The sequence below is a fragment of the Streptomyces sp. NPDC050418 genome (genome assembly GCF_044458745.1).
GTDB lineage: Bacteria > Actinomycetota > Actinomycetes > Streptomycetales > Streptomycetaceae > Streptomyces.
Genome location: NZ_JBITIG010000011.1, coordinates 255635 through 271345, shown reverse-complemented (window position 1 = coordinate 271345; position 15711 = coordinate 255635). Strand labels below are relative to the sequence as shown.

11 protein-coding genes are annotated in these 15711 nt (G+C 73.6%); 9 read left to right on the top strand and 2 right to left on the bottom strand.

The annotated features are described in order from the left end of the window. Position 1 precedes the first annotated feature (1 nt). From ACIBI4_RS26845 to ACIBI4_RS26815, 7 genes are all read left to right on the top strand, one after another. The gene (locus ACIBI4_RS26845) at positions 2-1483 is read left to right on the top strand and encodes an acyl-CoA synthetase (protein ID WP_399206612.1); all 1482 of its coding nucleotides are present in this window, start codon (positions 2-4) and stop codon (positions 1481-1483) included. Continuing rightward, positions 1476-2825 (top strand): carboxyl transferase domain-containing protein, encoded by a 1350-nt coding sequence (locus tag ACIBI4_RS26840; protein WP_399206611.1) that lies wholly within the window; start codon positions 1476-1478, stop codon positions 2823-2825. Before ACIBI4_RS26845 ends, ACIBI4_RS26840 begins: the two co-directional genes overlap by 8 nt. Positions 2826-2987: 162 nt before the next feature. Further along, a complete protein-coding gene (locus tag ACIBI4_RS26835; protein WP_399206610.1) occupies positions 2988-3110 on the top strand; it encodes a hypothetical protein in 123 nt (40 codons plus the stop codon). 168 nt (positions 3111-3278) lie between these two features. After that, a complete protein-coding gene (locus tag ACIBI4_RS26830) occupies positions 3279-3755 on the top strand; it encodes a CU044_2847 family protein (RefSeq protein ID WP_399206609.1) in 477 nt (158 codons plus the stop codon). Further along, positions 3752-5458 carry a trypsin-like peptidase domain-containing protein gene (locus tag ACIBI4_RS26825; protein WP_399206608.1) on the top strand — a complete coding sequence of 569 codons (1707 nt, stop codon included), beginning with the start codon at positions 3752-3754 and terminating at the stop codon, positions 5456-5458. The genes ACIBI4_RS26830 and ACIBI4_RS26825 overlap by 4 nt, the downstream gene beginning before the upstream one ends. 228 nt (positions 5459-5686) lie before the next feature. After that, a complete protein-coding gene (locus tag ACIBI4_RS26820) occupies positions 5687-6763 on the top strand; it encodes an AAA family ATPase (RefSeq protein ID WP_399206607.1) in 1077 nt (358 codons plus the stop codon). Then, positions 6763-11529, top strand: coding sequence for an SAV_2336 N-terminal domain-related protein (locus ACIBI4_RS26815; protein ID WP_399206606.1), 4767 nt, complete (start codon positions 6763-6765; stop codon positions 11527-11529). The genes ACIBI4_RS26820 and ACIBI4_RS26815 overlap by 1 nt, the downstream gene beginning before the upstream one ends. On the opposite strand, the gene ACIBI4_RS26810 is transcribed toward ACIBI4_RS26815, so the two are convergent. Together ACIBI4_RS26810 and ACIBI4_RS26805 are read right to left on the bottom strand one after the other, a co-directional pair. Next, positions 11526-12647, bottom strand: coding sequence for an AMP-binding protein (locus ACIBI4_RS26810; RefSeq protein WP_399206605.1), 1122 nt, complete (start codon positions 12645-12647; stop codon positions 11526-11528). The genes ACIBI4_RS26815 and ACIBI4_RS26810 overlap by 4 nt on opposite strands. A gap of 144 nt (positions 12648-12791) precedes the next feature. Then, the gene (locus ACIBI4_RS26805; RefSeq protein ID WP_399206655.1) at positions 12792-14048 is read right to left on the bottom strand and encodes an MFS transporter; all 1257 of its coding nucleotides are present in this window, start codon (positions 14046-14048) and stop codon (positions 12792-12794) included. Between the two features lie 232 nt (positions 14049-14280). Between ACIBI4_RS26805 and ACIBI4_RS26800 the strand changes: the two genes are divergently transcribed. Both ACIBI4_RS26800 and ACIBI4_RS26795 read left to right on the top strand, forming a co-directional pair. Further along, entirely contained in the window at positions 14281-15318 is a 1038-nt protein-coding gene (locus ACIBI4_RS26800) for a rod shape-determining protein (RefSeq protein ID WP_399206604.1), read from the top strand. 99 nt (positions 15319-15417) lie between these two features. Further along, the gene (locus tag ACIBI4_RS26795) at positions 15418-15678 is read left to right on the top strand and encodes a hypothetical protein (protein WP_399206603.1); all 261 of its coding nucleotides are present in this window, start codon (positions 15418-15420) and stop codon (positions 15676-15678) included. The last annotated feature ends 33 nt before the right edge of the window (positions 15679-15711 follow it).

Genomic DNA, 15711 nt, shown 5'->3' with positions numbered 1-15711 from the left:
CGTGAGTGACCGCACCCCGCCTCTGTTCCCCGCCCTGGCCGCCGCTTCCGCGGGGAGCGAGCCAACCGCGGCCTCCGCGCGACCCGCCCTCGCCTTCGGTGAACGCACGCTGTCGTATGAGGAGTTGGCCCACTCGGCCGGGGCGTTGGCCACACAGCTGAAGGGGGCAAGCCGGGTTGCCGTGTGGGCGACCCCCACCGTGGAGACCTCGGTCGCCGTCGTGGCGGCCTTGCTGGCCGGGGTTCCGGCCGTGCCGGTCAATCCGAAGGTCGGGGAGCGGGAGCTCACTCATATCGTGGCCGACAGTGAGCCGGCGCTGGTGCTGGCCGGGCGGGGCGACGTACTGCCCGGCGCTCTGGCCGCGTTGCCCCGTATCGAAGTGGAGGCCTCCGGCGCGTACGAGCCGGGCGACGCCTGGCCGGAGCCCGCGCCCGAGCGCCCCGCGCTGATCGTGTACACCTCCGGCACCACCGGCCCGCCCAAGGGCACGGTGCTGCCCCGCCGCGCGCTCGTCGCCACGCTCGACGCGCTCGCCGAGGCGTGGGAGTGGACCGCGGAGGACGTGCTCGTGCACGGGCTGCCGTTGTTCCATGTGCACGGGCTGATCCTCGGGGTGCTCGGGCCGCTGCGGCGCGGTGGGACGGTGCGGCATCTGGGGCGGTTCAGTACGGACGGGGTGGCGCGGGAGTTGAGCGCCGGCGCGACCATGTTGTTCGGGGTGCCGACGATGTATCACCGGATCGCCGAGACCGTCGAGGGCGATCCGGCGCTGGCGAAGGCGCTGTCCGGGGCGCGGCTGCTCGTGTCCGGGTCGGCCGCGCTGCCGCAGCGCGATCACAGCCGGATCCGGGCGGCGACCGGGCGGAACGTCATCGAGCGGTACGGGATGACCGAGACCCTGATGAACACCGCGATGGGGTTCGACGGCGAGAACCGGCCCGGATCGGTGGGCCGTCCGCTGGGAGGGGTCGAGCTCCGGCTCGTCGATGAGGAGGGGAGGGAGTGCGGCGGTGACTACGAGACGGTGGGGGAGGTTCAGGTTCGTGGGGCGAACCTCTTCACCGAGTATCTGAACCGTCCCGACGCGACGGCCGCCGCCTTCACCGAGGACGGCTGGTTCCGTACGGGGGACATGGCGGTGCAGGACGAGGACGGCAACGTACGGATCGTGGGGCGCAAGGCCACCGACCTGATCAAGAGCGGTGGGTACAAGATCGGGGCGGGCGAGATCGAGAACGTCCTCCTGGAGCATCCGGGGGTACGGGACGTCGCGGTGACGGGTGAGCCGGACCCGGATCTCGGGGAGCGGATCGTGGCGTGGATCGTGCCAAGCGATCCCGAACAGCCGCCCTCCGTCGGTGAGTTGGCGGACCACGTCGCCGCGCAGCTCGCGCCGCACAAGCGGCCGCGCGTCGTCCACCACCTCGCCGAGCTGCCCCGCAACGACATGGGCAAGATCATGAAGAAGGCGCTCCATGTCTGAGCCCGGCGCCACGCCCCCTCTTCGCCTCACCGCACGCGAGGCCCTGGCCCTCCTCACCGACGATTTCACCGGACTCCCCGCCCCGGGCGGCCCCGGCAAACCCGACGGCCCCCTGGACTGGCAGGGCTACGGCGCCTCCCTCGCGCGCGCCGCCGACCGCACCGGGGAGCGCGAGTCCGTGGTGTGCGGGCGGGCCGTGGTCGGCGGGGTGGAGACGGTGGTGATCGCGTTCGAGTTCGGGTTCCTCGGTGGTTCGCTCGGCACGCGGACCGGGGATCTGATCGAGGCCGCGTACGAGGAGGCCCGCGCGCACCGTCTCCCCGTCGTCTCGCTGGTGGCGACGGGCGGCAGCCGGATGCAGGAGGGCATGCTCGCCCTCACCCAGCTCCAGCGCGTGGCCCGGCAGTCGGCGCTCACCGCGGAGGCCGGGCTTCCGCAGCTCGCGGTCCTGCGCGACCCGACAACGGGCGGCGGCTGGGCGACCCTGGGCGCCGGCGCGGACATGACGCTGGCGCTGCCCGGCGCGCAGGTGGGCTTCGCGGGGTCGCGGGTGCGGCCCGCGGACGCGGATCCGGCGGCGTACACCGCGGAGGCGCAGTTCGCGCACGGGCATGTGGACGCGGTGGTCCGCGCGGAGGAACTGCGCGCGGAGGTCGCGCTGCGGCTGCGGCTGCTGACCGGGCCCGCGGGTCCGGCGGCCGAGGTCCCACGGGCGCTCGGCGACCTAGGGCGTACGGAGACGGGCTGGGCGGCCGTCGAGGCGGCCCGTGCGCCCGGACGGCCGCGCGCGGACGCCTACTTGGACGCGTACTTCAGCGAGCGCGCCGAGCTCTCGGGCGACCGCGCGGGCGGGCGCGATCCGGGGATGCGGTGCGGGTTCGGGCGGCGCGACGGGCGGACTGTCGCGTACGCCGCGCAGTGCGGCACGGCGACCCGGCCCGCGGGCTACCGCACGGCGGCCCGGCTGATCCGGCTCGCGGAACGGCTCGGATTCCCGGTCCTCACCCTGGTCGACACACCGGGCGCCGCGAACGACGCGGCGGCGGAGGCGGCGGGGGCCGGCCCGGCGATCGCGGAGGTGTTCGCGGCGATGGCCTCGGCGCGGGTGCCGGTGACGACGCTGGTGATCGGGGAGGGCGGTTCGGGCGGGGCGCTGGCGCTCGCGGCGCCGGGCAACACGTGGGCCACACCGTCGAGTTACTTCTCGGTGATCGCCCCCGAGCTGGCGGCCGCGATCCTCAAGCGTCCGCAGAGCGAGGTGCACGCCACCGCCGATGAACTGCGCATCAGGCCACAGGACTTGGTGGACCTGGGTGTGATCCGCGGGATCGCGGAGGGTTAGGGCCTGAGCGGTCCGCGCAGCCCAACTCGCCCGAACACGCGAACAGTTGCTCCCCGGAACAGGTGATCGGCTCGGCTGAGATTGCTTTCACCTTGTGGGATCAACGATGCTTACGGTGCGCAAGCAACGGGCTGCAGACCGTAATTGCGTCCGCCCCGGCGCATGTCCCATACGGCACCGGAGCGCTGTCCCAACTCAGCAGCACCACAAGGAGAACGCATCACCATGAACGTCATCACCAACATCGTCGCCGGTCTCGCCAACTTCCTCGGCTGGCTGGTCTGACCCGACGGTCCGACCCGAGGGCCTGACCGAGATCCGGCCCCTGGAGTCACGCACGGCGCCGCCTCCCCCGTCCCAGGGGAGGCGGCGCCTTCGTGTGCAACGGAACCCGGTCATGCGCCCGTTGGGCCACAATGGGGCATCGATCACAAGCACAATCACCAGCACAGGGTGACGGGGGCCGAGGGCATGGGCGAGTACCTGGAATTCAGCACCGAGGACGGCTCGCTCGTCCCGGTGGACTTCGCAGCCGACGACGAGGGGCAGCAGCTGGTCAGCGGCGCGGACGGGGCGGTGCGCGCCTCCCGTACGTTCGAGGACTCGCTGTCCGGGGTGCGGTCCGCGGCCGAGTCGGCGCTCCGGGTGTTCCGTGACGGGTCGCTGCGGCCGGACTCGGTGGAGATCGAGTTCGGTGTGAAGCTGACCGCGGAGGCGGGTGCGCTGATCGCGAAGAGCGCGATGGAGGGCCATCTCGTGGTGAAGCTGACCTGGTCGCCGGGGCAGCAGAGCCAGTTCACGGTCGTGGGGCAGCCCGTCGCCGCCGCCGACAGCATCGAAGGCGCCGCGATCGTCACCCCGCCCCAGCCGCCCGGCCCTCCCGCGCACACCCCGCCCGCTCCCCCGGCACCGCCCGCCCCACGGGCATGAGCGCGGCCTGGCAGGCCAGGATCCTGTGCGGGAAGGACTTCGGCGCGGGGTTCCTGGTGACCGACCGGCACGTCCTGACCTGCGCGCATGTCGTACGCAGCCATGAGGCCCAGGCCGTCGCCGTCACGTTCCCGCAGGTGTGCGCCGAGCGGCTCGACGCGCGGGTCGTCGCGCACGGAGGCTGGGCGGGCGGGGCGGACCCGGGCGATCTCGCCGTCCTCGAACTCGCGGAGCCCGTGTCCGTGCCGCCCGCCGTGTTCGCCGCACCGTCCGGGGCCTACGCCGACCCGCCGCCGCGCCTGCTCGCCTACGGGTTCCCCAAGTCGTACGAGGAAGGGGTGCTCGCCGAATACCGGGCCACCGGCAGCCAGTTGATCACGCAGGAGTGGGTGCAGCTGGAGGCCTGGGGCCCGGCCGGACAGCCCCTCGCGCCGGGGTTCAGCGGCGCCGCGGTGACGCTGGCGCACAGCGGCGAAGTGGTGGGGATGGTGACGTCCGCGGAGCGCAATCCGCAGATCCGCAACGGGCGGATGCTGCCCGCGCCGATCATGGCGCGCTACTGGCCGCGGCTCGGCGACCTGATCCCGACGGCCGGGTTCACCCCGCCGGAGAAGGAGCGGCTGCGGGGCCTGCTCGACAAGGCGGAGGCGTCCTGCTCCGGTACGGGGCCCACACCCGAGCAGTTGTACCGGCACGCGGTGGGCCCGCACGGGCCGCCGCCTCCCGTACGGCGGCTCGGGTCGCTGTGGGACGCGGCCTGGTATCTGCTCTCCGAGATCGGGGACGCGGCAGTGCTCGCCCGGTTCACGGCACGGCTCGCGGACTACGCGGAGGACGCCCCCACGCGTACGGCCCTGCGGACGGTGGGGCGCGCGCCGGGACGACCGGATTCCGGCGGCGGCCGCTGGTCGCCCGTGCTGGTCGAGGTCGCGCCGAGCGGCTCGGGCGAGGACCGCTTCCTCGTCGAGGTGTCCGCGTACAACGGGGAACACCGCCACATCATCGGCCAGCGCACCCTCACCACGCGCGAGGTGCGGCCCTACATCCTGGAGCGGATCGACGACGCGTACCGCGAAGTGGATCTGGACGGCCGGGAGCTCATCGCGTTCGTCCTGCCGCGCAAGTGGCTCAACACCGATGTCGTGCACTGGCAGCGCAGCGAGGACGATCCGACGCCGCTGGGCTCGTTCGCGCCGGTCGTCGTCGTGGAGCTGGAGCGGCGTCGCAGCGGGATGCTCCAGCACAAGCTGCGGCGCAAATGGCAGGAGCTCGACGGGCGGGCGGACGCGCGGCTCCACCGGATCGGCTGCGGCGCCCCCGCCGGCGACTCGGTGAGCCTGACGATCGGGCTGCGCCGCGGCGTGGACCTGCTCGGCCTCGGCGCACCGCCCGGCCGTGCGCGCGAGGCGTTCCGGGCGGGGCTCAACGCACCGGTGCCCGCGGTGATCTGGCCGCGGAACGGCTGCGGGGGCGGGCCGCACGACGCCTGCTCGGGCAAGGAGTTCCTGGACCGGCTCGCCGAGCGGCTCGCGCATCTTCCGCCCGGGGAACTGCCCGATGCGGTCTACGAGTTGAGACTTGACGCGTTCGACTCCGGACCGCAGGACGGGCCCGCGCACTGGGCGCATGACCTGTCCCTGCTGTGGGAGGACCCGCGGGCACTGCCGGAGACGGCACCGTTCACGGGCTCGCCGGTTGGCTAGGGCCTGTCCGGCGGATCATGCCGCCGTCGGTCCGCGGCGCCTTGAACGGACTGGTGAGGGGCGGTCTGGCGCGTGCAGCTGCAAGGCGGAGGAGGGAGTCGACGCGGAGCGTCGGCGAGTGACGACAACGCAGCAGATGGGCGTGCCAGACCGGCCCGCCCCAGGCATGATCCGCCGGACAGGCCCTAGCCGCTGCCGTCGTCCGTACGCACCGTTCGAGGAGTATTGATGTCGTCCCTGCCGTCCCAGCCGCCCGCACCCGCCGGGGCGTCCCTGTGGCCCGTCTTCACGGGCTCGAACACGCCGCACGACGGCATCGAGGCGCTGCCCGACCCACCGCCGTGGCGCGCGTTCGACGGCGGTCCCGCGCTCGGCACCCCGGCCGAGGGCGAGGACACGGCGGCCTCCTCACCGGACCGCCGGCACCGCGCCCGTACGTACCGGGCGACGGACGAGGCGGTCCAGCTGGTCAACGCCGCGCTGTACCTGCGCCGCCCGCTCCTCGTCACCGGGCCGCCCGGCAGCGGCAAGTCCTCGCTGGCGTACGCCGTCGCGCACGAGCTGCGGCTCGGGCCGGTCCTGCGCTGGAACATCACCAGCCGGTCCGTGCTGCACGACGGGCTGTACCAGTACGACCCGTTGTCGCGGATGTACGCGGCAGGGCGGCAGGCTTCCGCGGTTGAGGGCCCGGCCTCCGCGCCCGCCTCGGTGGCGGGAGACCTGGAGGACCACCTCCGGCTCGGCCCGCTCGGCACCGCCCTGCTCCCCTACCGGCGCCCGCGCGTCCTGCTCATCGACGAGATCGACAAGAGCGACCTCGATCTGCCCAACGACCTCCTGAACGTCCTCGAAGAGGGCCAGTACGACATCCCGGAGCTGGTCCGCGCCGCCCGCCACACCCCCACCGCGTCGGTGCTCGTCGACGGCACGGACGACCGCGCGACGGTCGTGAAGGGCCTCGTCCGCTGCCGGGCCTTCCCGTTCGTGGTCCTGACCAGCAACGGCGAGCGCGAGTTCCCGCCCGCCTTCCTGCGCCGCTGCGTGCGCCTGGAACTGCACCAGCCGCGCGAGGCCCACCTGGAGGAGATCGTCCGCGCCCACCTCGGCGAACCGTCCTCGTACGCCCGCGAGTTGATCTCCCGCTTCCTGGACCGAGGCACCGCGGGCGAACTCGCCACGGACCAGTTGCTCAACGCGATCTACCTGACGAAGGCGGCCGGCCTGGACGGCGCGTCACGCGATGCGCTGGCCGAGCGGCTGATGCCGTATCTGAGCCGCGGGCACCAGGATGACGGCGGGTTCTGATGGCGGTTTCTGAGGACGGTCGGGAGGCGGAGGACCACCCCGCCTCCCGGCTCTCCGCGCTCCTCACCGAGGCCGCCGGGAGTGAGCCTGGCGGCGGGCCGTCCTCCGTCGAGCTGGCCGAACTGCTGTGGCTGGCCCAGCAGATGAGGGTGCGGGACGCGCCCGCTCCCACGGATCCGCGCCCGGAACTCCCCACCCAGGCCACCACCCCAGGCTCCACGCCCGAGGACCTCGGTGACCCGCCCTCCGTACACGAGAAGTCCGCCACCGCCCCGGACCCCGCCGTACCCCCACAACCCGCCCCACGCGTCCCCGTCCACCTGCCCGAGCCGGACGGCGCCGACACCGGCACCGACCCGTCCGACGGCGGCTTCACGTCCCTCCTCGCCCCCGCACCCCCGATGCTCACGCACCCCCTCACGCTCCAGCGCGCCCTGCGCCCGCTGAAGCGGCGGGTGCCCGCGCCCGTCGGGCAGGAGGTGGACGAGGCGGCGACCGCCGAGCGGATCGCGCGGCTCGCGGCGCCGCCGCAGTGGTGGCTGCCGGTGCTGCGGCCGACGGCGGAGCGCTGGCTCAGGCTGCGGATCGTGTACGACGAGGGCCGCACGATGCCGGTGTGGCGCCCCTTGCTGCGCGAACTGCGTACGGTGCTCGGCCAGTCGGGCATCTTCCGCACCCTCGACCTCCTGCGCCTCACCGAATCCGGCGAGGTGCGCGGCGGTGCGGCCGCCCCCGCCGACGGCCGTACGGTCACCCTCGTCCTCAGCGACTGCATGGGGCCGCAGTGGCGTGCGGGGGAGGCGGGTGCGCGCTGGTACGCGGCGCTGCACCGATGGGCCGCGCGCCACCCGGTCGCGATCGTCCAGCCGCTGCCCGAGCGACTGTGGCGCACCACGGCGCTTCCCGCCACGGCCACCACGCTCTCCTCGCCGTGGCCCGCGGCGCCCAACTCGGCGTATACGACACCGGAGCCATTCGGGGCCGGGGTGCCCCTTCCCGTCCTCGAACCCTCCGCGGCCTGGCTCGCCAACTGGTCGGCCCTGGTGGCCGGTTCGGGTCCTGTGCCGGGCGCCGCGGCCCACCTGCCGCTCACGCCGCCCGCCCCGGTGCGCCACGCCGACGTGCAGGATCTCGACCCCGAGGACCTCCTCCTGCGCTTCCGCTCCATCGCCTCCCCGCAGGCGTACCGCCTCGCGGGCCACCTCGCGGTCGGCCGCCCCCACCTGCCGTACATGCGCCTGGTCCAAGCGGCGTTGGAGCCGCGGCCACAGCCCGGGCATCTCGCGGAGGTGATCCTGAGCGGGCTGCTCAGGGCGGTCCCGGGCGGCGCGGCCGGTACGTACGCCTTCCGTGACGGAGTACGGGAGGTCCTCCTCGGCACGCTTCCACAGACGTCGCGGCTGCGGACCCGGGATCTGCTCGCGCGGCTCGGGGCGCCGATCGATGAGCGGGCGGGGGTGGCGGCCGGGGAGATTCCGGTGGTGGTGCCCGGGGGGAACGGGCGAGGGGCGGCGACGGCCGGGGCGGAGGTGGCGTCCGTACGGCCGGAGAGTGTGCGGCGGATGGGCGGGACCGCGGCGGGCCCCTCGGCGTCCCGTCGGCTGATCGCCGGGCAGTACGAGCTGCTGCGGGACCTGAGCAGCGGCGACCGGCACGTGTGGTTCGCGCGCGATGTGCTGCAGGAACGCGACGTCGCGTTGCGGGCGTTCCCGGCGGCGCGGCGCGGCACCGTCGAGGACGAGGACCTGCTCGACCGCGCCCGCGTCATGGCCCAGATCAGGCATCCCAACGTGATCCGGGTCCTCCAGCACACGTACGACGAGGACGTCCCGCATGTGGCACAGGAGTGGGTCCCCGGGGTCAGCCTCGGTGACGTGCTGCGCGGCGCGCGCCACGCGGGCGGCAAGCTGCCGCCGTGGCTGCTGATCCGCCTCGCCGCCCATACGGCGAGGGCGCTGACGGCCTGCCGGATGCAGGGCGTCGAACACGGACCGCTCAAGCCGGGCGATCTGCTGATCGACGCGGCCGACGGTACGGTCCGGCTCTCCGGCTTCATGGACGAGCCGAACCGGAGGGAACTGCGCCGGGACTCCGAACGCCTCCGGGCCATGCTGCAGGAACTCGCCGCCGACAGCTCCTTCGATCCATGGTCACTGGCGTCATGGCACCGCATGGCCGGACTCCCCTTCGACGGCCGGCGTCGCGCACAGGACGGCTCCATCTGGATCCTCGCCTCCGACGACTTCCAGCCCGTCATCCAGTCCGCCGCCGCCTCCGCCCCGCAATTCCAGCTCCTCGGCGCCCAGTTGTGCGAGGGCGCGGACCGGCTCACGCCCGCGGCCCGCGCCTGCCTCGTCGCCCTCCTGGAGCGGCACGGCCGGCATGTCAGCACCGCCGAACTGGCCCGGGACATCTGGGACCGCCCGGCGGACACCTCGGCGGTCCTCGCCGTCATCGACGAACTGTGCCGCGTCCTCGGCCCGGGTGTGATCGCCGTCGGCGCGGAGAGCTTCGCCGTCGTGGCCTGCACCACGCAGGTCGATCTGTACGCGATACAGGGTCTGCTGAAGGACGCCGGACCCGGCGAGGTCCGGCGCGACATGATCCAGTCGGCCCTGTTCGCCTTCGACGACGAGCCCTTGAGCGGTCTCCGCGGCCCGGCGGTCCGTCGCGTCCGCGGCACGATCGAGGAGCTGCGGCTCGGGCTCGTGCTCGCGCGGGCGGAGGCGGACCTGGAGCTGGGTGCGTACGAGCAGGCCGTGGCCGACCTGTCGGACGCGCTCGGGTTCCACCCGCGCCACGTCGGGTTCCGGCGCGCCCACATGCTCGCGTTGCGCGGGCTAGGGCGGATCCGTGAGGCGATCGACTCGTACGAGGAGTACCGGCGCGGAAGCGCAGGCGAGCCCGACCCCGAACTGGTCGCGCTCCACAACGAGCTCCGCAGTCACCTGCTCACCACACCCGAACTCGGCCGTTCCGCCCTCGACTTCGAACTGATCACCGACGAGAGCGAGGACCACGACCGCGCCATGCGCGTCCTCGACGACTACACGACGCATCTGCGCAACAGGGGCATCGTCCACTCGCCCACCCACGAACTGGTGTGGGATCCCTCCGGCTTCCTCGTCACCGCCGACGACTCCCTCTCCGTACTGCCGCTGCTGCGCTCCCTGCTGGCGAACCTCGGCGAGCTCCGCGCGCAACTGCCCGCGCGCGTGAGCATGCGTGTCACGTGCTGGCGCGGCTACCGTCCGGTCGGTCCTCAGATGCGGGAGGCCATGCGCGTGATCGCCCCCGCGCCCGCGGAGTCGGTGGTCGTCCTCTCACCGGAGGTGTACGAGGAGGCGATGGGCGGCTCCGCCCCTCTCCCGATCCACGACTTCACCCCGCTGTCCGTACAGGACGAGGTCGTCGCGTACGTCCACCGGACGTCCACAACGGCCCTCCGCCCGGCGACCGGACCCACCGACACGGAGCCGCCCGCGCCCTCGAACGACCTGGTCCGTGGCCCGTTCCGGTTCGGGAGTCGCGCGCCACTGGAGTGGGCCGACGCGATGACAGCGATCGTGTACGCACAGCTGGACCTTGGCGCCTACGACGGCGAGGACGCCCCGACGCACTACTACAAGGTGAGCCTCACCGTGCAACGCGAGTGGCACGATCTCCTGCTCCCCAGCGCCGAGGCACAGCCCTTCACCGCCTCGATGGAACTCACCTGGCACGTCACGGACCCCGACGCCTTCGTCGCCGCCAACGTGACGACCGTCGTCGCCCAGCTCCTCGACCACGCCCACCGCGTCCTGAGCCGCATCACCCGCCGCCACATCCTCGCCCGCCTGGGCGCGGCCCAACAGGACGTCCAGGCCGTCCGCTTCGAGCCGTGGCCGGTGCCGGGGCTCGCGGTGACCTGTGCGGTGCGGCTGGCCACGGTCCCGCCCATCGCCCAGGGTGCGGGCCTGGCCCAGCCACCGCAGGCACCGCCCGTGGCCACCATGCCTCCGACGACCCAGCCGAACGTCCAGCCGCAAGCCCCGGAAGCCCCCGCCCACCCCACGGACATCCCCCACGCCCTCCGCCGGGCCCGCACCGTCCTCCTCGGCTTCGAGGGTCCGGTCACCCGGCTCTACACCGCCACGGACGCCCGCGAGGTGAGTCGCGAACTGGCAGCCCTGATCGTCGAGTTGCGCCGCCCCGACGAGTCCCTGCGCGGCGACCGGCTCCTCAAGGGCACGAGTCTGCGGCAGTACGAGGGCGACCCGCACCCGCTCGACGTGCTGCGGGCCCTCGGCGGGCACCGCCTCGCCGCATCCGTCGCCGAGCGCCTCACCCGGCTCGAACTGGACGCGGCCGCCGCCACCCACCCGACCCCGCACGCGGACCAGTTGATCCGCGCCCTGCACTCCACGGGCCGCCGCGTCGGTGTCGTCACCGACGTCGCGCCGGTCGTGGCCTCCACCTTCCTCGACTCACGCGGCCTGGGCGGCACCCTGCGCGCCGGTGTGTACGGCCGCGGCCCGGACCTCACCCGCCTCATGCCGCACCCGGAGTGCCTGCGCCGCGCCCTCGACGCCAACGGCACCGCACCGGCCGAGACCCTCCTGGTCACGTCCTCGACGGCCGAGCTCGAAGCGGCCCGCGCGCTGGGCCTGCCGGTCATCGGCTACGCCCGCTCCGAGTCGGCCCGACAACGCCTGGAGGCGGCGGGCTGCCACACGATCACCGACAGCCTCGGCGCACTCGTGGAGGCCCTCCGCACCACGGGCTAGCCCCGGACCAGCCGCCCGTCGGCCTCCTGCCGCACCCGTATCCCCGTACGAAGGAATCCGTCGGCGCTGAAGCGGTCCGTCCCGGACTCCCGGTAGTACCCGCGTACGACGTGCGGTCCGCGCACGAGGAGTTCACCGGTCCCGCCCTCGGCCCCGGCCACCAGCGCGTCATCACCGGGCGGAACCACCCACGCCCCGCCGTCGGTCACGCACAGCACGATCCCCTCGACAGTGCTGTGCACGTGGTCCCGTACGAATCGAACTCCGTTCGACTCGCCGTTCGCGGAGGTACGGGGGGAGTCCGCGACCGTCACCTCTTCGCACACGGCCGCCGGCACGACGTCCTCCGCGAGGACCACCGCCGCCCCGGCAAACAACGCCCCGAGCACTCCCACCACATCCCCGCCGAGATACACGTCCCCTTCGCCGAGCGACACCGCCTCCCCCACCACCCGCACCTGACACGCCAGGTCGTCGTGCGTACGCGGCACCAACCGCACCCGGTCGGCCGCCAGCAGCAACGCCACCTCCCCGGCGCGCACCGCCGGCATCGGCTCGGGCGGCGAGTCCAAGGAAGCGAGCGGGAAGTAGTGGCACCCCGCGCCGTCGACCGTCGCACCTCCGAACGGCGACGACGTGCCGGGCGGCTCCCACGTGAACACCCGCCGCAGGAACGGCCCCCGCGCGAGATCGGCCGCCATCGCCGTGTGGTCGAAGCCCTCGTACGAGGAGGGGCCCACGTATCCGACGGCCTGCGCGAGTTGCACCACCCGCGCCATCTCCTCCGCCCGGTACGCCATCGGGCACATCACCGGCACCACCCCGAGCCGCATCAGGGCGAAGAGGGCCAGTACGGAGTCCGGTACGTCCGGCAGTTGGACCACGACCCGCTGCCGGGCCGTCAGCCCCCGCAGCCGGAAGCCCGCCGCCATCCGGTCGACGCGCCGGTTCAGCTGCCCGTACGTGAGGCGCGTGTCCCCGTGGATCAGGGCGGTGCGGGTCGCGCCCGCGGCCACCTGCTCGCGCAGGAGCCGGTCCAGGGTGTCGCCGCGCCAGTGCCCGCCCATCCAGTACCGGTCGACGAATTCCTCGGGCCACGGCGTGCAGCCGTCCAGCATGGGGCGCCTCTCCGGAGTGCGTACGGGTCCGGCCCACCCCAACCCGGGACGCGCCCCCGCCACAATGCGCCGGACCGACCACGACCGCCCGGGCCCCTCGGCGAAAGCTCCAACGCACGTCGCCCACCAGGCGAAACGGCGGCTCTACGCCTCCGGTGCCCTGGCGTCGTACCGCACGAAGCGCCGCCAGCGCAGGGCCAGGAGGCCCACGGCCACCATGCAGGCGAGGCCGCCGCCGGTGATCGCCGCCGTCGGTGAGGTGAGGTCGGCGACCGAGCCCGCGAGGAAGTCGCCGAGGCGGGGGCCGCCCGCGACCACCACGATGAAGACGCCCTGCAGGCGGCCGCGCATCTCGTCGGGTGTCGCGGCCTGCAGCATCGTCGAGCGGAACACCATGGAGACGGTGTCGGAGGCGCCCGCGAGCGCCAGGAAGAGCATGCCGAGCCACAGTTCGCGGGTCAGTCCGAACGCGGCGATGAACCCGCCCCAGCCGGCCACCGCGAGCACGATCGCGAGCCCGTGCCGGTGCACCTGCCCGAGCCAGCCGGAGAAGACACCGCCGAGCAGCGCCCCGACGGCGAGCGCGCCGACGAGCAGTCCGGTGGTGGTGGCGTCGCCGTGGAACCACACGACGGCGACCGCGGGCAGCACGGCCCGCGGATGCGCGAGGACCATCGCGCACAGGTCGGTGAAGAAGGTCATCCGCAGGTTGGGGCGGGTCGCGAGGAAGCGGAGCCCGTCGAGGACCGAGGCGCGTTTACGGGAGTCCGCGGTCCGGTCCGGCTTCATCGAGGGCAGCCGCCACATCGCGTACAGGGCGGCGGTGAAGGCGACCATGTCGATGAGGTACGCGGCCTGGAAACCCCAGGCACCGACGACGAGGCCGCCCAGCATCGGGCCCGCCATCAGCCCGGAGGTGGTGGTCATGGAGCCGAGCGCGTTGGCGGCGGGCAGCTGCTCGGGCGGCAGCAGGCGCGGGATCATCGAGGTGCGTGCGGGCGACACGATCGCCTGGCACAGGGCCTGCAGCGCGACGATCGCGTACAGGAAGCCGACGCGGTGCCAGTCGGCGAGGGCGGCCGCGGCGAGCGCGAAGGACAGCGCGCACATGCCGGTGGAGGCGTAGAGCCCGAGTTTGCGGCGGTCGACGGTGTCGGCGATGGCGCCGCCGTACAGGCCGAACGCGACGAGCGGGACCAGCGAGAAGAGGCCGACGAGTCCGACGGAGAAGCTGGAGCCGGTGATCTCGTAGACCTGCAGCGAGATGGCCAGTGCGGTCATCGCCTGGCCGGTCCAGGAGATGGTGTTGCCGATCCACAGGCGCCGGTAGTCGGCGGAGGTGCGCAGCGGGGTGATGTCGGCGAGGATGCGCACCCGGCGGCGGGGGCTCTGCTCGGCTATGTCCGGATCTGCGCTGCGGCTCTTGCCGTCGGAGGGGGCACTGGTCACACGGGATGGTAACGCCCGCTCGCCGCAGCACCCCCTACACAACTGTGGCTCCGTGTACCACCCGTCCGGCCGCGCCCCGCCCGGCCCACCCCAACGGGCGGCGGCCCTCGGACCCCCGCACGATGCGAAAAGGGCCGCTGTCCGGCGGTCCACCACGGTCGGTGCTCTCGGGAGGAACCTCGCCATGACCGTCAGCCTGGAGAATCTGCGTCGCTGCCACATCGCCGTCGACCTGGGGGCCGCGCGGACCCGGGTGTTCGTCAAGGGCGCGGGCCTCGTCGTGGACGAGCCGTCCGTCGCCGCCGTCAACACCCGTACGGGAGCGCTGATCGCGGTCGGCGAGTTCGCCGAGCGGATGACGGGCCGCACGCCCGCGTACATCCGTGTCGTCCGTCCGGTGTCGGGCGGGACCGTCGTCGACATCGAGATGTGCCGGCGGATGCTCGGCCACCTCATCGACGACAAGCTGCGCCGCACCCTGCGCCGCAAGCCCCGGCTGCGCGCGGCGGCCTGTGTCCCGCACGACGCCGATCCGCTCGCGCAGCGCGCGGCCACCGAGACGCTGATCGGGCTCGGGGCGCGGCGGGTCGAGCTGGTGGACACGCTGATCGCGGCGGCGGTCGGCTGCGGGCTTCCGGTGGAGCGCGCCGAGGCCACGATGATCATCGTGTGCGGTGCGGCCACCACGCAGGTCGCGGTGCTCTCGATGGGTGCGATCGTCACGGCCGACCGGATCCCGGTGGGCGGTGACGCGATCGACCACGCGGTGGTGCAGCACCTGCGCCAGCAGCACGAGTTGATGCTGCCGAGCCAGTCCGTACGCCCCTTGCAGCTGGCCCTCAGCGGCAACGGTCTGACCCCGCACGGCCCCGAGTCCACGATGATCCACGGCCGTGACGTGGCCACGGGCCTGGCGCGTTCGGTGCAGGTGCAGACCGCGGCGGTACGGGACGCCATCCACACCCCGCTGACGGCGGTGCTCGACGGCATCGGACGGGTCCTGCGCGACTGCCCGCCGGACCTCGTGGCGGACCTCGCGGACCGCGGCATCATGATGGTCGGCGGCAGCGCCCTGCTCCCCGGTCTCGACCAGATGCTGCGCGACGCGACCGGGATGCCGGTGCACATCGCCGAGCGCCCCGACGTCTGCTCGATCCTCGGCCTCGGCGCGATGCTGGAGGGCAGGATCGAGCCGATGCAGCTGAACCCGCTCGCGGACTGACCCCGCCGCTCGCGGACTGACCCCCGCCACTCACGGACCGGCTCCCGCCGCTCGCGGACCGGCTCGGCCCCCCTTCCCCGACGCCCTGGAGGCGCCCACGTGTCGCAGTCCGTGCAGTTCATCGGCGCCCTGCTGGTCCTGGCGTCCTGTCTGCCCGTCCGCCTCACGGGGCGCCTCGAACCCGGTGCGACCGTGCGGCTGTGGCTGCGGTTCGTGGGGGCGTCGCTGATCACGATGGACGCGTTCGCCGAGCAGCAGTGGGGTTTTCTGCTGCTCGGCCTCGCCTGCGCCCTGTACACGCTCGCCGGTCTGGTGGACTGGGCCCGCGGCCGCCCGGCAGCGGGCCGCGGGCCCGCCTGATCCGGCGGGTCCGGTCCAGCACACAGGAGGCGT

Coding starts and splice junctions, on each gene's coding strand:
- ACIBI4_RS26840 (WP_399206611.1), top strand. CDS start 1,476: ATGTCTGAGCCCGGCGCCACGCCCCCTCTTCGCCTCACCGCACGCGAG.
- ACIBI4_RS26835 (WP_399206610.1), top strand. CDS start 2,988: ATGTCCCATACGGCACCGGAGCGCTGTCCCAACTCAGCAGCACCACAA.
- ACIBI4_RS26825 (WP_399206608.1), top strand. CDS start 3,752: ATGAGCGCGGCCTGGCAGGCCAGGATCCTGTGCGGGAAGGACTTCGGC.
- ACIBI4_RS26820 (WP_399206607.1), top strand. CDS start 5,687: ATGTCGTCCCTGCCGTCCCAGCCGCCCGCACCCGCCGGGGCGTCCCTG.
- ACIBI4_RS26815 (WP_399206606.1), top strand. CDS start 6,763: ATGGCGGTTTCTGAGGACGGTCGGGAGGCGGAGGACCACCCCGCCTCC.
- ACIBI4_RS26810 (WP_399206605.1), bottom strand. CDS start 12,647: ATGCTGGACGGCTGCACGCCGTGGCCCGAGGAATTCGTCGACCGGTAC.
- ACIBI4_RS26800 (WP_399206604.1), top strand. CDS start 14,281: ATGACCGTCAGCCTGGAGAATCTGCGTCGCTGCCACATCGCCGTCGAC.